This window comes from Methanosphaera sp. ISO3-F5 (assembly GCF_034480035.2).
Taxonomy (GTDB): domain Archaea; phylum Methanobacteriota; class Methanobacteria; order Methanobacteriales; family Methanobacteriaceae; genus Methanosphaera.
On record NZ_CP118753.2, the window covers coordinates 1,022,200 to 1,041,457 of the forward strand.

22 protein-coding genes are annotated in these 19,258 nt (G+C 28.5%); 13 read left to right on the forward strand and 9 right to left on the reverse strand.

All coding sequences use genetic code 11. The annotated features are described in order from the left end of the window. Positions 1-153 precede the first annotated feature (153 nt). From PXD04_RS16260 to PXD04_RS16280, 5 genes are all read right to left on the reverse strand, one after another. The gene (locus tag PXD04_RS16260; protein ID WP_323735869.1) at positions 154-549 is read right to left on the reverse strand and encodes a zinc ribbon domain-containing protein; all 396 of its coding nucleotides are present in this window, start codon (positions 547-549) and stop codon (positions 154-156) included. 201 nt (positions 550-750) lie between these two features. Next, positions 751-876, reverse strand: a complete 126-nt coding sequence (locus PXD04_RS16265; protein ID WP_323735870.1) for a hypothetical protein — start codon at positions 874-876, stop codon at positions 751-753. A 17-nt stretch (positions 877-893) separates the two neighbouring features. Further along, the gene (locus PXD04_RS16270; protein ID WP_323735871.1) at positions 894-1,142 is read right to left on the reverse strand and encodes a hypothetical protein; all 249 of its coding nucleotides are present in this window, start codon (positions 1,140-1,142) and stop codon (positions 894-896) included. A 211-nt stretch (positions 1,143-1,353) separates the two neighbouring features. Continuing rightward, complete coding sequence (locus tag PXD04_RS16275; protein WP_323735872.1) at positions 1,354-4,539, reverse strand: hypothetical protein; 3,186 nt, start codon at positions 4,537-4,539, stop codon at positions 1,354-1,356. A 413-nt stretch (positions 4,540-4,952) separates the two neighbouring features. Then, positions 4,953-5,489 carry a hypothetical protein gene (locus PXD04_RS16280; RefSeq protein WP_323735873.1) on the reverse strand — a complete coding sequence of 179 codons (537 nt, stop codon included), beginning with the start codon at positions 5,487-5,489 and terminating at the stop codon, positions 4,953-4,955. A gap of 228 nt (positions 5,490-5,717) precedes the next feature. Between PXD04_RS16280 and PXD04_RS16285 the strand changes: the two genes are divergently transcribed. The 6 genes from PXD04_RS16285 (at position 5,718) to PXD04_RS16305 (ending at position 10,477) form a co-directional block, all read left to right on the forward strand. Further along, on the forward strand, positions 5,718-6,419 hold the full coding sequence (locus PXD04_RS16285) for a hypothetical protein (protein WP_323735874.1): 702 nt from the start codon (positions 5,718-5,720) through the stop codon (positions 6,417-6,419). 82 nt (positions 6,420-6,501) lie between these two features. Then, positions 6,502-7,245 (forward strand): hypothetical protein, encoded by a 744-nt coding sequence (locus tag PXD04_RS16290; protein WP_323735875.1) that lies wholly within the window; start codon positions 6,502-6,504, stop codon positions 7,243-7,245. Between the two features lie 1,098 nt (positions 7,246-8,343). After that, a complete protein-coding gene (locus PXD04_RS16295) occupies positions 8,344-9,666 on the forward strand; it encodes an FAD-dependent oxidoreductase (protein ID WP_323735876.1) in 1,323 nt (440 codons plus the stop codon). A gap of 138 nt (positions 9,667-9,804) precedes the next feature. Further along, positions 9,805-10,110 carry a nucleotidyltransferase domain-containing protein gene (locus tag PXD04_RS16300; protein WP_323735877.1) on the forward strand — a complete coding sequence of 102 codons (306 nt, stop codon included), beginning with the start codon at positions 9,805-9,807 and terminating at the stop codon, positions 10,108-10,110. A gap of 17 nt (positions 10,111-10,127) precedes the next feature. Beyond that, entirely contained in the window at positions 10,128-10,259 is a 132-nt protein-coding gene (locus tag PXD04_RS23400; protein ID WP_409988281.1) for a HEPN domain-containing protein, read from the forward strand. Positions 10,260-10,336: 77 nt separating this feature from the next. Next, a complete protein-coding gene (locus tag PXD04_RS16305) occupies positions 10,337-10,477 on the forward strand; it encodes a hypothetical protein (RefSeq protein WP_323735878.1) in 141 nt (46 codons plus the stop codon). Positions 10,478-10,657: 180 nt separating this feature from the next. Here the strand turns inward: PXD04_RS16305 and PXD04_RS16310 are convergent, their stop codons facing one another. The 4 genes from PXD04_RS16310 to PXD04_RS16325 all read right to left on the reverse strand — a co-directional run bounded on the left by PXD04_RS16310 (position 10,658) and on the right by PXD04_RS16325 (position 13,373). Continuing rightward, the gene (locus PXD04_RS16310) at positions 10,658-11,011 is read right to left on the reverse strand and encodes a transposase (protein WP_323735879.1); all 354 of its coding nucleotides are present in this window, start codon (positions 11,009-11,011) and stop codon (positions 10,658-10,660) included. Positions 11,012-11,324: 313 nt separating this feature from the next. After that, positions 11,325-11,738 (reverse strand): hypothetical protein, encoded by a 414-nt coding sequence (locus tag PXD04_RS16315; RefSeq protein ID WP_323735880.1) that lies wholly within the window; start codon positions 11,736-11,738, stop codon positions 11,325-11,327. Positions 11,739-11,858: 120 nt separating this feature from the next. Continuing rightward, entirely contained in the window at positions 11,859-12,791 is a 933-nt protein-coding gene (locus tag PXD04_RS16320) for an ADP-ribosylglycohydrolase family protein (RefSeq protein WP_323735881.1), read from the reverse strand. Positions 12,792-12,809: 18 nt separating this feature from the next. Beyond that, complete coding sequence (locus tag PXD04_RS16325; RefSeq protein ID WP_323735882.1) at positions 12,810-13,373, reverse strand: HNH endonuclease; 564 nt, start codon at positions 13,371-13,373, stop codon at positions 12,810-12,812. A gap of 701 nt (positions 13,374-14,074) precedes the next feature. Here PXD04_RS16325 and PXD04_RS16330 point away from each other — a divergent pair. The 7 genes from PXD04_RS16330 to PXD04_RS16355 all read left to right on the forward strand — a co-directional run bounded on the left by PXD04_RS16330 (position 14,075) and on the right by PXD04_RS16355 (position 19,147). Beyond that, the gene (locus PXD04_RS16330; RefSeq protein WP_323735883.1) at positions 14,075-14,329 is read left to right on the forward strand and encodes a hypothetical protein; all 255 of its coding nucleotides are present in this window, start codon (positions 14,075-14,077) and stop codon (positions 14,327-14,329) included. Between the two features lie 27 nt (positions 14,330-14,356). Next, positions 14,357-14,617, forward strand: coding sequence for a type II toxin-antitoxin system RelE family toxin (locus PXD04_RS23405; RefSeq protein WP_409988282.1), 261 nt, complete (start codon positions 14,357-14,359; stop codon positions 14,615-14,617). A 253-nt stretch (positions 14,618-14,870) separates the two neighbouring features. Then, positions 14,871-16,655, forward strand: coding sequence for an IS1182 family transposase (locus PXD04_RS16335; protein WP_323735884.1), 1,785 nt, complete (start codon positions 14,871-14,873; stop codon positions 16,653-16,655). A 529-nt stretch (positions 16,656-17,184) separates the two neighbouring features. Next, on the forward strand, positions 17,185-17,769 hold the full coding sequence (locus tag PXD04_RS16340) for a hypothetical protein (RefSeq protein WP_323735885.1): 585 nt from the start codon (positions 17,185-17,187) through the stop codon (positions 17,767-17,769). 74 nt (positions 17,770-17,843) lie between these two features. After that, positions 17,844-18,230 (forward strand): flagellar protein, FliL, encoded by a 387-nt coding sequence (locus PXD04_RS16345; RefSeq protein ID WP_323735886.1) that lies wholly within the window; start codon positions 17,844-17,846, stop codon positions 18,228-18,230. Between the two features lie 35 nt (positions 18,231-18,265). Continuing rightward, positions 18,266-18,649: a hypothetical protein gene (locus PXD04_RS16350; protein ID WP_323735887.1), complete on the forward strand. Its 384-nt coding sequence runs from the start codon at positions 18,266-18,268 to the stop codon at positions 18,647-18,649. 96 nt (positions 18,650-18,745) lie between these two features. Continuing rightward, positions 18,746-19,147 (forward strand): hypothetical protein, encoded by a 402-nt coding sequence (locus PXD04_RS16355; RefSeq protein WP_323735888.1) that lies wholly within the window; start codon positions 18,746-18,748, stop codon positions 19,145-19,147. Positions 19,148-19,258 lie beyond the last annotated feature (111 nt).

Below are 19,258 nucleotides of genomic sequence, written 5' to 3' on the forward strand. Positions count from 1 at the left end.
GATGTTATGTTTATGGGTTTGTTATTCTTTTAATTTAATCTTATTATTTATTTTGTTTGTCTTGTTGGAGTTTTGTATTGTTTGTTGGTTTTCTTTTGTTGTTGTGTTTGTTGTGATGTTTTGTATGTATGTGGAGGCTATATTTTGTGTTTATTATTTATTTGCTATTTGTTCTAGTAGGTTAATTATTTTATTATTTTGTTCAATTATCATATCTAGTTTCATATTTTGTGCTGCCATAAATCTTCCATTTACTTTATCTATTCTGCTTATTCCATCTGTTACATATGCATCATATACTTTGTCTGCTAGTTTTGATTCTATTGAATATTCTTGTTGTTTGTTTTTATAGTAGTTTATTCTTCCTAAAGTGTAGTTCATGCAGTTATGACATGCTTCTATTCCTTCTGTTTCAGCTATTTCTGTTAATGTATTTTCTAGGCTTTTTACTCCTGTTTTTCCTAGGACTTTTTTTATTTCATTTTCATGATTTTTTATTAGATTTTTTGCTAGATCTTCTTCTGCTGTGTTTTTACTTAATAATCTCATTTTTATATCTCCTCTTTTTTTTAATATAATTATATTTGGATAATATTTTTTTTTATCTGATATTTGTTGATAGGGCAATGTTTTTATTATTTTTTTCTATTTTTTTTCAATTATTGTAAAATTATATTATGGATTTTTGCATTAACGGGGTGAGGATTTTTTATTGTTTTAAAAATATTTATAAGGGTGAATTTTATGTGTTTATATTCGTCCGTTTTCTCTGTCTATTTCATAGAATTCTGGATGGTATTTGTCATATTTTCCTTCTTGTAATGATCTTTCATGGTATAATGCTGGGAATCTTTCTGCATATTCTTTTTCTGACATGCTTACGTATTCATCGTTTATGTATGTTCCATATTCTTCCTCGGATGATTTTTTTCTGATGTTTTACTGTTTTTTGTTGTGGATTTTGTTGTTTTTGTGGTTGTGTTGTTTGCTGTGGTGTTGTTTGTATCGTTTAGTGTTATGTTTATTGTATTGTTTGTTGTGTTGTTTTTATTTGTAGTTTGTAGTCCGAATCCTATGTATGATGCTATTATGATAATTATTAGTGCAGTTATTCCTAATATTATGAGGTTATTGTTTTTCATATTATATCCTCCTTTTATTTGGTTTTCTTTTTTTGTGTCTTTTGTTATGTTATTTATGTTTTATTAAGTTTATTTGTTGTGTTTTTTGTTTATTTTAGTAGTTTATTATGGAATTTAGTAGATACTATAGTATCATTGTATTATTGTGGGGGATATGAAAAAAATAATATTTAAAAAAAGAACTTAGGGGGGGGTTAATAAAAAGGAATTCTTAGTAATATGAGAACCATTTTTTTGTTTTAGGATTGTAGCCATATCCATTATTCCATTTATTTTTCTCTGTGGATGTCATTTTTCGATATTCTGCCACGACTTTATATGGAGTGTAACCGGATACTAAACTATGATACATACTGCCTCCGGTTCCTGTTTCAAATTTTTTGGTAATTATTTTTCCCGCATTGTTTTTGAAATAGAATGTTGCATCAACTATTAAATTATGTGGTGGATCACCCATATCGCTAGCATAACAATCCTCTACAAAAATATGAACTCCTTTCTCATTTTGTCTGTCAGTTAACTGATACCATGCAGTAAAGATATCATCACCCACTCTTTTACTATCCTCAGGGTATGGTCCAGTAAGTAGGTGAGTGTATAATTCAACTGTATTGTAGTTTGTTACTGTGAATGTTTTTGTTATAGATGATGCTTTGTAGTTAGTATTTCCTTTGAATGTTGCTGTTACTTTGTTGGTTCCTGTTTTTGTGGTTTTATATGAGTAATAGTAGTATCCATATTCATCAGTTTTAGTGTTATAATTTTTACCATTGATTGTTAATACTATGTTGCTGTTTTTAAGGGAATTATAATTATTGTCTGTGAATTGTCCTGTTATGTCTACGTAATTTCCTAGTGTGGTTTTTGATATTGAGTCCAGGGTTATTTTTGTAGCTTTTACTATTGGTATATCGATTGTTGTTTGGAATGATGAGCTTAAGAATTTATTATTTTCAGGGTATGTTATTGTTATCGTGTTTGTACCTGCTTTTGTAGGTTTGGCTTGATAATAGAAGTATCCGTAGTTGTCTGTTGTTGTTTTATAATATTTTCCGTTAATATTAATTGTGACTGGTGCTTTTTTCAGGTAATTGTTTTGCTCATCATAGACAGCACCACTAATGTATATTATTTTATTTGTTTTATCATAAACTGATTGGTATAATGATGTGTATGTGCTCATTTTGTTTATATCAACTGTTATTGATTTTTTTGATCCTATGTATTTGTTTGTTCCTATGTATTGTGCTGTTAGCTTGTTTTTTCCAGCTTTTTTGGCTGTGAATGTGTAACTAAAGTAACCCTTTTTATTTGTCTTGACGGTTTTTTTAGCTCCATTATAGTATATGTTTATTTTCGTGTTTTTTAGTGGATCATTATTATTATTGTATAGTTCTCCAGTTATTGTTTCCTTTTTTCCTATAGTTGCAATGGAATAGTTATCCATATATAATGTAGTTGGCATTCTAGTTACTTTGAAAGTTTTACTGGTTTTTGCCATTTGGTAGTAGTTATCTCCTTTGAATGTTGCAACTATATTGTTTTTTCCAGGTATTTTAGTTTTATACTCATAAGTATAAATACCATCCTTGTTTGTTTTTCGTGTTACAGTATTGCCATTAATTTTTAAGATTATGGATTTGCCGTTTAGTTTGTCATTAGCTAATAGTTTTCCACGTATTTCAACAGTATCAGTATAGTATGTGTTTGGTATATTGTTTATTGTTAATGTTGTTTTTTTCTTTGTTGTTGTGAATGTTTTATTTGTTGAGTTGTATTTGTAGTAATCGTTTCCTTTAAAGTATGCTGTTACTGTGTTGGTTCCTACTTTGTTTGTCTGGTATTTATATGTGAATTCTCCTCGGGTGTCTGTTTTTGTAGTGTATTTTTTTCCGTTTATTTTCAGGATAATTGTTGCACTTTTTAATGCTTTTGCTTTGTTGTTCGTGAATTTTCCTTTGATGGTTACTTTATCAGAGTATGCTGTTGTTGGTATGTAGTTTAGTTTTACACGTGTTCCTTTTTTAGTTACTTTAAATGTGGTTTTTGTGCTTGCTGCTTTGTATTTATTGTTTCCTGGGAATGTTGCTGTTATGGTGTTGGTTCCTACTTTGTTTGTCTGGTATTTGTAGAAGTAGTTTCCTGAACTGTATGTTTTTGTCTTGTATTGTTTGCCATTGATGTTTAGTGTTATCACTGTGTTTTTTAATGGTGTTCCCTTGCTGGTTTTATATGATCCTGTTATCAGTGTTTTGTCTGAGAATTCTACTGTTTTTATTTTATTGATTGTAATCTTTGTTGGTGTTTTGGGTGTATTGTTTTTGTAAGTTTTTTCATTGTATGTTATGCTGATTTTAGAGGATGGTATTTCATTACCTGTTGTACTAGTATTTACTGTTGTTTTGGTTGGTGTTTTGGTATTGTAATAATAGTCATCATTATAATTATAGTTTGAATTGTAGGTATCTTTATTGTTATAATTTGAATTGTAATTATAACTATTGGCTATGACATTTAAATAGGCATATGCTATTGTAGTACCACCATACTTATTGTATATACTAGGAGTATATATGGCTTTTAATTGCCCGTAACATTCATTGATAAATCTACATTTAATGCTAGCTATTCCATTTTTTACGTTAGTTTGAGCAATAAATTTATCGGATAATTGGAAATTAACGGTACCTCCTTCAACATTTACATTACCATATTTTATGTTGATAGAAATTGTACAATATTCGCCAGTATAGACAGTCTGATCTGGGAAAGTAATATCATATTTAGGAGTATATTGTGTGTAATCAGTATAATCATATTCATTTTCATAACTTGAATATGAATCTTTTTTTATAGTTAAAATACCAGTACCACTATAACGATCTTCATATGTGGCTATAATGTTATAAGTTCCTTCGGTTAATTTAATATTAATTGAAGCTATTCCATTTTCAACATAGCTATATCCTAAAGTTCTTCCGTTAGTAGAAAACTCTACATATTCCCTATTAGCTGGATTTCCATAATAATCTCTAACTGAAGCAGTTATATCCACATAACCTTCATAATCAGTTTTAGAGGGTACAGTAACTGTGTATCCATAATTATATTCTTTTAATGTTTTGTTATTATTTTTAACTAAATTTTTAAATGCTTTTTTTTCATAATTATTAGAATCTTTGTTGATGTATTTCTTAGAATTTGTTTCATTATTTATTTTTACTGTGTCCTTGGTTTGTTTTGTTTTTTCTATTGTTGGATTAGCAGATGTTGTGTGTTTTGTTATGGTGTTTGTTGTTGTGTCTGTGTCATTTAGATCATTTGCACTGAGTATTCCTAATGATGCTATGAGTACTATTGATAGTAAGACTATGAATATTTTTTTATTTATCCTCATTTCTTTTCCTCCTTCTTGTTTTTAGTAATCTTAATTAATGTAAATTGTAATTTTACTTTTAAGTGTTATTTATATCTGCTTCTATTTTTATTTATATTTAATTAGTTTTTTTAGTCTGTTTGTATTTTTTTTTATTATTTTTATATAAGCAGACTATTTTCTAGAAATAATTAATGTTTTTTTCCTTTGTTTTCTTGGTTGTTATATATACTGTTAACATGGAACTAGAAGTTGTGTTGTTGGGTTGTTTTTCTGTTCTATTAGGTTTAGTATTATCTTGTGGTATATGTCTTGTCTTGTTTCTTGTATTTGGTCCTTAAGTGTTAGTTCTTCTTGTTTTTTTTAGTATGATTTTTTTTTGTTTTATAGTTCTAATATCTGCTTGTTAGATATTCGAGACGTATAATATTCTTTTATTTAAAAATAGTATTTTTTGCTAATTTGGCGCTGTTTATTATTTTTTGTGATAATCCTTTTCCATGTTCCTGGTATACCCATACAATCACAACTTTATCATTGATTGTCTTCTTTTGCTGGAAATATCTTCCTTCACCATCTATGGTGTCTACTTGTTCTCCATCTTTGTATTTGTCCATGTATGGAAGATTTTGTTTGTCAATTACCATAATGTTGATATCGTTTTGTGTGTCATGGTATTCGTGTGCTGTTCCTTTCGTGTTAAAGTTATCTACTTTGTCCATCTCTAAACTGTAATCTCCTCCAGTGTTAAAGTTATAGTAACTGAGTGTTGTTGAGTTATTGGTAATGGTATTGTTTGATTGAGGTACTGTTATTGTTACATTGTTGAGTTCTATTGTTGTGTTGTTGTCTATTACTGGGTTGAAGTCAAGGTCCGTTATGTAGGATGCTGCAAACATTAATATTACCAGTAGTAGTATTAGGCCTATGCAGCCCCCGAATATTGTTATTCCATCTTTAAAGAAGCCCATATTTTCACTCCTCCATTTCATACTTTCTTTATTCGTTATTTTTATTATTTATTAATAGCATATACTTATCTTTTTTTGTTAAAAATACACAATAAGGAATATTTGCTAATGTTAATAAAAATTATAGGTATTTATAAAAAGTAAATGAATATATATAAATTAGCTAATAAAAAAGTAAAAGGAGTAATAACCTTTATTTTAAGTATTAAAAGGGGTGAAAATGGTATTATGAAAAGTTTTAAAATTATATTATGTTTATTATTTACCGGATTATTAATGACAAACGTATGTGCATATAATGATGCTCCACCAGGTGATTGGATGGTAATAAATGGCGTGTTAACTAATGGCACATATAATACAACTGACTTGACACGTAACTGGGATTCCAGGAGGGATGTTACTGTTGAAGTATCCAATCTTGTTTATGTTTATAATGATGGCATCTCACAAAAGTATAAAGGCGATTCAGGTCTAAGTTATGCTATGTTTAATGATAGTAAAGGCTGCTGTTATCATATGAGTAAAGACTTGGTGAGAGGTATAGCTTTTGCTACAAAGTATAAGTTTGACATAAAAAAATTCTCAACAAGCTGTTACCGTAATACGGGTAATCAATACGAAGATCCAGAGGATTTTTATAAGATAAACGAAGAAATACGATTAGAAAATGGTACAGTTATTAAACCATTAAGTATAGATCAGGACTTAACAAGGGAACAAAAGACGTATTTTGATGATTACCAGACTCAACTGGTGAATTATTATCAGGAAAAGGAGATAAAGGCTCTTGAAGAGAATACTTACTGGACGGGAAAAGTGGATACTGGTTTAGATGTCAGTAACCGTATTGCTTCAAAAAGTAAAACCAGTGGTTCATTCCATGGTTACACTAGTAACGGTGGCTACCTATTTGGCCGTTATAACTAGAATACTCTCTTTTCTTCCCCCCACTTTATTAGGATTAAAAGAAATATTAAAAGTATAAAATAAGAATATAGAGGTGAAAAGAATGGGTGATACAACTAATGCAATACCCTGTTGCTGCTTATTAATAGTAAAATTATTTTTAGCAGTTTTCATGTTTCCATCCCATAATACCACGGTCCATACATATAATACAGAAGAACCGGAAGAAGTTATGGGAGACTTCAATGTAGTAAACAACACATTAACAAATGGTACATTCAACACAACTAACCTGAACAACACATGGGATGTAGTCAGGTACAAAAACTATTCCATAACACCAACAGACTTCATATTTGTATATAATGATAAGAACACAACAAAATATGATGGAGATGCCGGCCTGGAATACTCCACATTCAATGATACAAATACAGGCAGTACCTACAGAATGAACAAGGATCTGACCCGTGCAATAGCATATACAACCAAGGGTAAATTCGATTTAAAAGATGGATTTAACCTTACACGGTACAGAAGTAGTGGAGAAAATTATTATATGCCAGATTCTGAAACAATTACCTTAAATAATGGGACAAAAATTGAAGCATTACATATTTATGATAATTTAACACTTGAACAGGAAAAGTACTTTGTTGATTATGAAGAACAACTCTATCGTTATATTCAGGAACAAAGACTAAAAGATATTGATAGGGATACTGCAAGTGCTGTGGAGTGGGATAGTGAATTGGATGTTCAGAACAGGATATCATCTAAAGAGTCTGGTGGTTCCTTCCGTGGTATTTCAAGTAGGGGAAGTTATATTTATGGCCATTATGACTAAGAACATACTCCTCCCCTATTATACACTTTTTTTTAATTAATTTATAAAATATCCAATAATCATTATTTATTTCTTATTCTAACGATGTAAATAAGTGTTTGCACTCAAAAACCTTTATATAAGAACTCTTACAAACTAAGAAGTAGAGATGGGAAAGAATTACCTCCAAATCATGGGTATTGGTTGAAGATAATAAACAAGAAAAAAATATATGATTGAATAAAATGATATTAGTTTCAGACTCACCCATAAGAGCTGCAAAAGGTAATCAAGAAGTAAAATACTAAAGGTGAACCCTCAAGAAAAAACTTGATAACATAAAAACAGCAAGAGTGACAAAACCTGAACTAACAATAAAAGTCCCTAAACAAAGAATAATATAAAATACCCGGACTAAAAAAAAATGCTTACGGCTACACAATAGCCGATAAAAGAGTAAACTTCAAAAAAAAATGAAGCAGACAACATAATACAATACAAATATAATTATAACCAGAATTTTTCCCATTCTCCCTAAACTTTATTAACTAACATTGACTCCAATAAAGTATCCCCACTTTTTTTTGCCCTTATAATTATTATAGTCAATAAATGAACAAAAAGAAAGGATTTCCATGTTTAATACAATAAATATTTTTTTTCTAACAGAGTGGGAACAAAGACAATAAATTACTACTAATAACACTTTATAATTCAATTAATAAACCGCTTATGTTAAATATTGTCCAAAACAGATACCTGCAGGTAATAAGTATTTAATCATAGAATAATTACATAATAATCAAATAATGGCATAGATTTATATTCACTTTTTACAGAATTCATGAATGATTTAACATAAAAAACATTTAAACACCAAAATATACTCACATATTTTCAATTAAATAAAATGACTTAAAACACTTCATGACGAAGCAATTATCTTGGTTAATAATATAATATAAGTATTAACGGTATTATAACTAGTCTTTATCATTATCAAGTTACATAACAAATAATCATCATATATAAGCTATTCGTATAACGAAGAATCTGTATTAGCAAAATATTTATGCTTAAAAAGATAAATAAACCAGTATAATTACTCAGGTGTAAATAATGCGTATAGTTATTGTCGGAGCAGGTGCTGCAGGATTAACCTTAGCATCAAATATAAGAAAAAAAGATAAAAAAACTGAAATAATAGTATTTACTAAACATAACGAAATAGCATATGCCCCATGTGCCATTCCATTAGTTCTCGGAGGATGCATAGAATCATTTGATGATATAATAATGCATGATGCAGATTATTATCAAAAAAAGAACATACAAATTCATCTATCAACCAAAGTAACAAGTGTAGATTCAGCAAATAAATCCATAACTTATGACGAAGAGGAAAAAACAAAAACACTTACATATGATAAATTAGTACTAGCTACAGGATCAGATATTATAACTCCCGAGTTTGACATAGATGATATGAACAATATATATCCATTAACAACTATTACTGATGGAAAAAATATTCAAAAATCAATCGAAAATAAAAAAGAGATAATATTCATTTCAAACTTATCTATTGGTATTGAAAGTGCATACGAATTAGCAAAAAAAGAATATAATGTAACATTCCTAGAACAATCACCAAATATTTTACCATTATTCCTTGATGAAGAAATATCACAAAAACTAGTAGAATTAAATAAGGGAGTAAACTTTGAAACAAATGCCCATATAAAATGCATCACAACCAATGACTCTAAGAAAGAAATCCATTATAATGATAAGATCATATCCGCGGATGTAATCATATTACCAAACATTAAAGTTCCATCCACCACTCTAGCCAGACAAGCAGGCTGTGAAATTGGAGATTTTGCAGTTAAAATAAACGAATACCTTGAAACCAGCGTAGAAGATATTTATGCTATAGGTGATTGTGTAGAAGTAAAAAGTCATATAACAGATACACAAACATATTCACCAGCAGCAACCACAGCAGTTCGTCAGGCAATGATTCTAGCAGAAAATATAACAGGCAACAAGATAACCTTTAATCCTGTTGTAAATACAGTTGTCTCACAGGTAGGAAATTACTATTATGCATCAAGTGGTATAACAGAATCATTTGCAAACATGATAGGAATGCCCGTTGTAACACAAACCATGGATACAAAGCAAAAAGCAAGATATTACCCAGAAAATAATAACTTATATATTAAGATGATATGTAAATGTGACGGTACTATTGTGGGCTGTCAAATGATATCTAAATGTGACCTTTCATCTAAAATTGATGTTTTATCATTTGTAATAACAGAAAACTTGAAATGTGATGAACTTGTTCAAAAAGAATTTTCTTACACGCCATCATTAGCATCAATCATTAATCCTCTAATTAAGATATCAATGGAAATTTCTAAAAAAATAGGATGAAAAAACATTTAAACATTTTTTTTCCAATTCGATACATATGTCTATAACGAAGAAAAACCTTCCCCCCTGAAATAAACTATACAATAAATGTATAACTAATAAAACATAATATATTCTAAGAAGATATGGGGACAATATATGCAGGACCGATTTATAATAGCTAAAGAATTTGCAGAAAAAATCAAATCAGAATACATTAAAAAGATTATACTTTTTGGTTCAGTAGCTCGTAAAGAAGATGAAAAAGATTCAGATATAGATATATTGATAATAAGTAACCATAGAGAAAAAATTCAAAATATTATTGATGATGAAATAGCATGGATTATGTATGATAAACAAGAACTAATTTCAGCACACATTATGGATGAAGACCTGTTTAACCAAACAAAAAACTTCACATTTTTAACAAATGTCCTAAAGGATGGTGTTATAATTGGATGAAATAACCGCATTAATGAATTAAGCAAAACGAAAAATTAAATAATAGTAAAGTGTTATATGAAAATAAAGGTTATTCTGATTCAGTTAGTTTATCATATTATGCAATGTTTTTATCAGCAAAAGCATTATTAATTAAAAAAAAACTGTAAATTTGGAAAAACTCATCAAAGTTTAATTCAAGAGTTTAGCAGAGTTATATGTTCATGAAGATGACTTTGATTATAATATGTATAAATATTTAGCTACTTCACAATCATTAAAAGAAGAAGCAGATTATAATGTTATAGATCGTATTGATGAAAGACTAGCAAAACAAAAAATTAATCAAGCAGAAAAGTTTATTATTGAATCTGAAAAATTCATTTAATACAAAATTATTATATCTTACGGAAATTTCGGAAGTTTTCATATTAAATTTATTATGCTATTTGTTAAAAAAATATTAAAGAAAAAATTCATAGACTAATTTCTTGATATAATAATCAACACGCCCAATTTATCAAAACATTATAAAATTCCTTTTCAATCAGTTTAGCCTCATCATCACTTATATTTCGTTATAAATATGCTTAAAATCTTTTTTAAACCTTCTAATTGAGCGTGATGAGGGTGTAATATAATCACACACATACTTATACATATCATGATACAATGCCAAATCTTCAATTTCTTCAGAACTACTCACATGATTAGTTTTAGCATAAACAATCAATTTTAACATAGAACGAGGACTATACGAAGTTCTACCTACACTTTTTTCACAATGTTTAATTCCACATTCATCCATAAATTCTTCCATAAAATCAACAAAAAAACGAGCCTTATAATCAAGAGGAACATTATAATCTTTAGTATTAAACACCAATTCACTCTGTGCAATATCATTATTAATTGAAACCATAAATAAAATAACCAATACAACTAATTTCTAATATAAAATATGTACGAGAAATTATATAAACTTTACTAATTAAATAATTAACTATATAACTAAAGAAAATATTATTATGAGTAGTATAAAATATGATAAATTATTTATTGGAGGTATATGATATAAAGAATTTATATTAAAAATTATGAAAAATAGGAGTATTAAATCTGGAAAATTTTTTTGTACTTTTTCGAAAAATTAATTTTGGCCAACACTCTAATTAACCTTCAAACAATTATTTTATTATATAAGAAAATTATCTAAATACACATATTATAGGTTTTTATAACTTATCGTTTTCTTTTAAATATTCTTTTAATCCTTCTATTATTTCATTTTTCTCTTCGGGAGTAATTTCTATGTTTTCTTCCTTGATAAATGATTCGGTGAGGTTTTCAAGTAATCGTTCTTCATATTCCTTTTTCAAATTTAGTTCCATGTATAACATGGTAATATAGAACAGTTTATTATTAATCACAGAATACTTGGAAAAATCATCATTTTCATCAGGTTCTTTCACAATTTTTTCTATTAAATCCTTTATAGATGTGTTATCTTCTTTAAGAATTTTATTGTAAGTTGTTAGTTTTTCTGGATCATACTTTTTTAGTCTGTTTATGCAATTGGTTATTATTGTAGCATTTGAATCTAAGCATATTGATATTATTTTATATATTTCATCTTCCTCGGCTTTCATGGGTTTAACACTTCTTCTATTTTTTTGTTTATTATTATCTTATATTATTAATATTTTAAATAACTTTCATAACACAATCACTAAAAAAATCATCACATTACCTATAAAAAAATAATGGTATCAGAGGCTTTCATAGAACCTATCACATAAACTTTTCACAAAATCAATTTTAGCAGTTTTTTTCATCCACTCACATGGAATACTACTTATTCCATAATATAATCCGGTTAATCCGCCAGTAATCATAGCATTAGTATCAGTATCCCCTCCAAAATTCACAGCCTTAAGAACTGACCTAGAATAACTGCTGGAATGATATGAACAATATACAGCTACCTCTAAAGAATTAACCACGTAACCCATACTAAATAGTTCATCTTCCTCACACTCTAATACATGATTATATAAGTTTTCAAAGCAGGGATACATACTGTTTTCATAATATCTTCTTGATCTGTCAATACCTCTATGAATTAATTCTTTTAAGTCACACTCCTTATTGTTAAGTATTTCCTGTATAATCATGTTATATATGTTGCATGATGCCTTGCTTATAGGATGTGCATGGGTTAATGAAGATACACTATCTATAAGTTTTATCTGTTCTTTCATTGTTAATTCTTTTGCATGATTATATAATGTTATTGGCAGTATTCTCATTAATGAACCATTACCATTATCTCGTTTCCCGTTTAATCCACACCTTGTTGCTCTAATATTGTACTGAATATGATTTATCAATGCTTCCCGTGTTGTTACACCTATATCAAATACCACTCCATTTGCTGTGTATTTTGATTCAAGGTACCATTGACAAAATTTCTCCATCATGTCTTCAAGGTTTATTGAATTTGTTATGCTGTCTATTGTTGCCAGGGTTAATGATGTGTCATCACTCCATGTTCCCACGGGCTGGTTGTACATGCCATGGCCTGTCATAGTAGTTGCAGGATGTTTTTTCATCTTGCTACGTGAACTAAATTCATAGGGTACTCCCAGTGCATCAGCAACTGCAGCTCCTATAATTCCAGAATATATTGTATCTTTTTCCATAAGCCCTGTCACCCCTATTTATACTGCCATTCGTATGTTTCTTTTTCCTACTTTCTCAAAAACTTCTCGTTTAACAAGGTATTGTACTTCAGCCTCTGTTTCAACTGATTCTATGCCATAAACATCTTCCATAAGCATGTTCACCCAGTCAATAGGTGTTACTCCATTATCAAATCCACTTGTCTGCACAACATGTATTATCGTGTTTCTTATGTTATTGTTTAACAATGGCTTGGTTGTACTCATCTCTTTTCGAGTGGGGTATAATGGGAATTCTCTTACTGTTCCATTATCATAGTTTATTGATATGCTCGTGGCATTCCATTCATTTTTCAATAGGAATTGGCTCCATGTGTATGGGTTTACTTCCTGGTATAACTGATGGTATTTGCAGTGACATTTTTCACATAATGTTATTCCATTGGATATGTCTGAGAATAGAAATCCATAGTCTTTTACTCCATAAATATGGTGTACTTGGAGTCTTTCTCTTGATCCACAGATGAAGCATTGTTGTTTGTCCCTTTTTCGTATGTCTGTTGTCCATAGGTTAGTTTGTAAATATTTTCTACTATTCATCATATCTTTCTCCTCTTGTACTATAATAAAATATTGGATTATTTTACTATATAAAAATTACTAAAAAATATTCCATATTTATGTATAACATGATACAAATATAAAAACACGGAACTATATTTTACATAAATATTAATAATAATTCACCATATTAAATAAAACAAGATATAACATAAAATAATAATTAAAAACATATACTAAAATATTATTCCAAACAATTATTAAAATCAAAAAAAAATACAACAAAACACACACTACGTATCCACCACATTAAAGGAAAATGATAAAAATGAACCAAGAACGAATATTATACAATACTCAATGTGCATGGACATGTGATGATGCACAAGACACAAAAAGATCAACAATAACAAGATAAAAAGCAATAAATGTTGCAGAAAAAAATCAAAAACAAACAAAACACCGACAATTACAAAGTAATAAAGCAGACCTGTTAAGACGAACAGAACAATACAAACAACTAATCAAAGAATATGAAAACACTACACTAGACAACGAACTCCTAAAGAAGATCATCAAATTCCAACTAAAAAAAAGCACACCAAAAAGACAACAATGTTACACACTAGACGAAAAAGAATAATTCACAAATGATAAAAAATTATATATATTCTTAAAAATATAACTCTTTACCAAGCAATTTATTTAATTCGAAAATAATTAAAAAAATGGAAGTTATGTTTATGAAATCAATTCAAATATCAGATGAAGTTCATCAATTACTAACAAAAATAAGTAATGGAACTCAAAATTTTGATGATGTTATATATAAATTGTTAATCGACTCCAAATATGTATCTAATGAAGAATTTTCTGATGAAGAGGCATCTTATTATAATGAATGTATAAGAAAAATAGAAGAGGGTGATTACTCTGGAACAAGCAAATTAGATTTGGATACTCTTGATGATGAACTAGATAGAATGGATGACGATTAAAAATGCAGTATACTTTAATTCAAACTAATAGAGCAAAAAAGAGATTTAAAACATTTTAAAAAATCAAACAAGAAGCTCTATGAAAAAATTAAGGAAGGGTTGTACAATATACAAATAGATCCATATAATGCTGATAATATCCAATTAAAAAGTAATAAATGTCCAAAATGTAGAAGATACAGGGTTGGAAATTATCGTATAATATATTATGTTAATTCATCACAAAAAATTATTGAAATAATTAAAATATTATTCCAAGAAGAAATGATTATTCTCAATATTAATTAAACTTTCAATAATATGTTAATCAATATTTTTTTTGTTTTTGAGAGAGGGTGTGCGACAACTCTCAGATATAACTATTTTTTTTATACTTTAAATCTTTTTATTTTTATTATAATTCCTTGATTTTAATTATTTTTTTATAAATTTTTTGTATTCATTTTTATTTTACTTATTAATTGTGTTTTTTAGGTATATTTATATATAAGGTTGTATAAATATATTATATAGAGAATTGAATTTAATGATTTTGTTATTTATGGTTTTACAAGAAGATACTATTGGTCAGACATTTTTGTTACCTAAGGATATACGTACTATGATTCCTGATGATCATGTTTGTTTTTTTATTGAAAAGCTTGTGAATTGTGTGGATTTTAGTGAGATTGATTTTCAGTATGTTGATACTCCTGGTCAGAAGGCTTATCCTGCGGCCATGTTGGTTCGTATCATTATCTTGGGTACTATTTATTCTATTCATAGTAGTCGTAAGTTGGAACGTATTGTTCGTGAGAATATAGTGTTTATGTATTTGGCTGGATTTCAAACCCCTGTTTTCAGCACTATCGCAGCTTTTAAACGCGAACACAAGGAGATTATAGAAAAAATTTTTCTTGAAACAATCAATTATGGACATAACAAAAATTTAATTGATTTAGACAGCATCAGCATTGATGGAAGTAAAACAAGAGCATATGCCAATAAATATAATAATTTAACCAATGAAGATGTACTAAAACTTTTACATATCATCCGTAAAGGCATTATTACGGATATGGAAGAAAATAAAGCTTTAGAAAACCGAGAAAACAAAACCGTACAAAATACAAACAATACCAAAGAACAAATCAAAGAAGCACTACGAGAAGCACGTAATATCAAAGTTAAACCAGATGAAAAACCAAAAACAATAAAGAAAATAAAACACGAAGAATCACAAGATGAAGTGGATGAAGAACAACAAACATTAGATATTTACCGTAATAAACCGATGAAAAACAGTATGGAGCATGATGAGAGCAAATTTGACGAAGAAATGTATGAACTAATCGATGAAAATGATTTAAACTTCTGTGGAAAACAAATACTAAAACAAGCCATAGAACACCCAGAAACAGCATACAAACAAATAAGAAAACTAGAAAAATGCAAAACAGAACTAGAAAAGAGTGGTAAAAATACCGTTAATTATACAGATCCAGAAGCACGTAAAAGTCCCAACAAAGAAGGAATAACACAAACCGGATACAACGAACAAATAGTAGTAGACAACAAAAACGGACTAATAATAGCAGTAGACGTAACCACAGATGGAAACGACCAAAAACAACTAATACCAATGATAAACCAGACACAAACAAACCTACAAAACGCCCTAAACCTAACAAATGAAGAATCAGAACAAATAATGCAAAACATGGATATACTAGCCGATAACGGATACTACACCAACCAAACAGTACACGATATCTATGAAGAAGGAAAATACTCCATATTAATGCCAAATAGAGAACAAGCAGGCAAACAAAAAGATTGTCTAAGACGAAACAGCCAAAGAAAAACCAACAATAACAAAAAAGACGGATACGGAAAACATAACATGATAAAAGACGAAGAAAACTACGGATACATCTGTCCAGAAAACAAAATACTACCTGTTAAACAAGTTTACCCTGGAAAATACACGGACAGAATAATATATTACACCAGTGAATGCAGCAAATGCCCATCCAAAAAGATCTGCTTAACCAACAAGATGACAGGTAAAGTAATAACAGATTACACAAGTGATGCCAAAGAACTACTGGCTTATAAATTCGAAACACCAAACGGACAAGCACAATACAAGAAGAGAATGCCAATGGTCGAACCACGATTCGCATACAACAAATACACACTAAAATACAGACAATACCACCTACTAGGAGTAAACAACGCAAAAATGCAACAAACACTCATGGCCACAGCACAAAACATAGTAAAAATACACAACATAGAACAAAAAGAACTAACAAACAATAAAAAGACAATAAATCTAAATTAAAAAATAGAATATAAAATTAAAATTGAATTAAAGTGCCCATAACAATTATCCTAAAACACAATAATTGTTGCACACTCTCCATTTTTCTCTTTTAACTCATTTATTATATTATATGTGTATAATGCTTATTTTTATTAGTTGTTGCTATTAATATAATTAAATTATTATTTAAATATGTATTTAATTATTTTGTTAATTAGAATTCTAGTGTGTATCATTATGAACAAAGATAATGCAGTATTTTTATCCGGATATTTTTCTATTTCAATAATAAAATGGAATATATAATAAAATATATATTATTTTTTTATTCCATATTTATATAATAAAAGATACAAATATATAATTATCTAACTATATTTTACATAAATATTAATAATAATTCACCATATTAAATAAAACAAGATATAACATAAAATAATAATTAAAAACATATACTAAAATATTATTCCAAACAATTATTAAATTCAAAAAAAAATACAACAAAACACACACTATGTATCCACCACATCAAAGGAGGATGATAAAAATGAACCAAGAACGAATATTATACGGAAACAAATGCTTCCTAATAGAAGAAGACGAAAAACTATTAACTTACCTCGAAGATGAAGGATTCCAGAGTACAAAATACATAAAACTACCAAAGATAAACTATATATATGTGAACACAGAAAGCATGTGCTACGCCTTACAACCCCTAGGAGTAAAAATAGCAACAGACTTCCTAGACACAACACTAGAAAATGCATTCAAAACACACGAATTCAAAAACATATGGAACATACTAAAAAAACATAAAAAAACAAGAAAAAACAAAACAAACAAGGATAGAAAACATTTATCCGACGGAAACTCAAGCCTACTAGTTAAAGATGAAGAATTAAAAAATAATTACACAAAATTCAAGCAATATCTGGAAAAAGAAAAATTCAAACCACTAAAAAAAGAACAAAACACTGATTGGATCCTCATAAACATAGGAAACAAAACATACCTAAACAATACAGATAATCCCGAAATAATATCACATATTAACATGAACCTGGAAGAAGCATTAAGCATAAAAGAATTTAAAACAATATGGAACAATATAAAACCACACCATAAATAAAAAACCAAACAAAGAAGTATGATGAAATAAAAATATCAAAACATACTCTTAACCAAACGTGGGGACAAAACCTTATGAAAACTAATAACAAGATAATAATCGGAATAATTACAATAGCCCTCCTTACAATACTAATATACACAGGCCTCACAACACAAACAACAAATAATAACACAACAAACAATACTGAGATAAACATAACAGTTAACAATACAAACAATACAACAGACAACCAGACAAGCATTAAAACATCCTCACAAAAAAAATCCAAATCAACAAATAAATCCAATGAACCAGAGATAATAAGCGATGAAATACAATATAATTATCAGAGAGATGACGGTAGTTATTATAGGCAAGTAGAATATGCTGATGGAAACTTCAGACAAATCGATACTAATGGAAAAATTATAGGTTCATCCTTTGAAAATGACCATGTTGACTCACCATCAATGGAATAACAACATACAACTAATAATCAAGGAGGATAAAACTCATGGATGAAAGAAATTTAATAATCATCTGTATTACGGCAATAATATGTGCAGCAATCTTATCATTCACAATCATCTCCTACAATAATACAGCAAAAATTAATGAAACAGTTAATAATTCATCAAATAATACTACGAACATAACATTAAATGAATCAAAAAACCATACAAATAACACCACATCCACAACCACTAAGTCCACATCAAAAAGTAATTCAAAGAGCAGTTCAAAATCAAATTCAAATAATGGATACAAATGGTCCGCACAATATGGAGACTACATAAGAGAATACACAGACTCAGAGGGTGTTCAACACATAGAAAGTAAAGGCGGAATGAAAGAATCATATAATCCAAAAACAGGAGTTTACACATCAAATTTCTAAAAAATAACAATATTAAAAAACCCTTACTATAAAATACAAAAAAAATAATATAATACACATAATCACATTAACCAAAAGAAAAAGTGATGAATAACCATGATAAAAAATAACAACCTAATAATCATAGGAATAATTGCATTAATACTAGTAGGAATACTAGGTTATGCCGGATTTGCAACACAAACAGTTAAAAATAACTCAACAAACGCAACAGAAATAAATATCTCATTAAATAATAACACAACAAATAATTCATCAGAAAACGAAACAATAACTTACAAACCAACAACTAAAAAAGAAGATAAATCAGAAGAAAATAAGTCACAGATAACCGAACCTTCAAACAATCAACCAAAACCAAATATAGATCAGGATCTATGGCCAATTGAACCAGATTATCCTTTTGATGAAAATCCCGATCATGGTCGCAGTAGCAGTTCAAGTAGATCCAGCAGTTCAAGTAGTGGTTCTAGTTCTAGTAGCTCCAGCAGTAATTAATAATACTAAATAAAAAAAGTCCATCAAAAAATCATAAACATATTAAAACAAGAAAAAAAATATAAAATAATTCATCAAAAAAGGATATCTATAATCTAAAGGTAAAAAAAT

Bases quoted from the DNA above. Each gene is read 5' to 3' on its own strand.
- PXD04_RS16315 (WP_323735880.1), bottom strand. From the start codon at position 11,738: ATGAAAGCCGAGGAAGATGAAATATATAAAATAATATCAATATGCTTA.
- PXD04_RS16285 (WP_323735874.1), top strand. From the start codon at position 5,718: ATGAAAAGTTTTAAAATTATATTATGTTTATTATTTACCGGATTATTA.
- PXD04_RS16320 (WP_323735881.1), bottom strand. From the start codon at position 12,791: ATGGAAAAAGATACAATATATTCTGGAATTATAGGAGCTGCAGTTGCT.
- PXD04_RS16270 (WP_323735871.1), bottom strand. From the start codon at position 1,142: ATGAAAAACAATAACCTCATAATATTAGGAATAACTGCACTAATAATT.
- PXD04_RS16355 (WP_323735888.1), top strand. From the start codon at position 18,746: ATGATAAAAAATAACAACCTAATAATCATAGGAATAATTGCATTAATA.
- PXD04_RS16275 (WP_323735872.1), bottom strand. From the start codon at position 4,539: ATGAGGATAAATAAAAAAATATTCATAGTCTTACTATCAATAGTACTC.
- PXD04_RS16325 (WP_323735882.1), bottom strand. From the start codon at position 13,373: ATGATGAATAGTAGAAAATATTTACAAACTAACCTATGGACAACAGAC.
- PXD04_RS16265 (WP_323735870.1), bottom strand. From the start codon at position 876: ATGTCAGAAAAAGAATATGCAGAAAGATTCCCAGCATTATACCATGAA.
- PXD04_RS16300 (WP_323735877.1), top strand. From the start codon at position 9,805: ATGCAGGACCGATTTATAATAGCTAAAGAATTTGCAGAAAAAATCAAA.
- PXD04_RS16290 (WP_323735875.1), top strand. From the start codon at position 6,502: ATGGGTGATACAACTAATGCAATACCCTGTTGCTGCTTATTAATAGTA.
- PXD04_RS16330 (WP_323735883.1), top strand. From the start codon at position 14,075: ATGAAATCAATTCAAATATCAGATGAAGTTCATCAATTACTAACAAAA.
- PXD04_RS16295 (WP_323735876.1), top strand. From the start codon at position 8,344: ATGCGTATAGTTATTGTCGGAGCAGGTGCTGCAGGATTAACCTTAGCA.
- PXD04_RS16280 (WP_323735873.1), bottom strand. From the start codon at position 5,489: ATGGGCTTCTTTAAAGATGGAATAACAATATTCGGGGGCTGCATAGGC.
- PXD04_RS16340 (WP_323735885.1), top strand. From the start codon at position 17,185: ATGAACCAAGAACGAATATTATACGGAAACAAATGCTTCCTAATAGAA.
- PXD04_RS16260 (WP_323735869.1), bottom strand. From the start codon at position 549: ATGAGATTATTAAGTAAAAACACAGCAGAAGAAGATCTAGCAAAAAAT.
- PXD04_RS16345 (WP_323735886.1), top strand. From the start codon at position 17,844: ATGAAAACTAATAACAAGATAATAATCGGAATAATTACAATAGCCCTC.
- PXD04_RS16350 (WP_323735887.1), top strand. From the start codon at position 18,266: ATGGATGAAAGAAATTTAATAATCATCTGTATTACGGCAATAATATGT.
- PXD04_RS16305 (WP_323735878.1), top strand. From the start codon at position 10,337: ATGTATAAATATTTAGCTACTTCACAATCATTAAAAGAAGAAGCAGAT.
- PXD04_RS16310 (WP_323735879.1), bottom strand. From the start codon at position 11,011: ATGGTTTCAATTAATAATGATATTGCACAGAGTGAATTGGTGTTTAAT.
- PXD04_RS16335 (WP_323735884.1), top strand. From the start codon at position 14,871: ATGGTTTTACAAGAAGATACTATTGGTCAGACATTTTTGTTACCTAAG.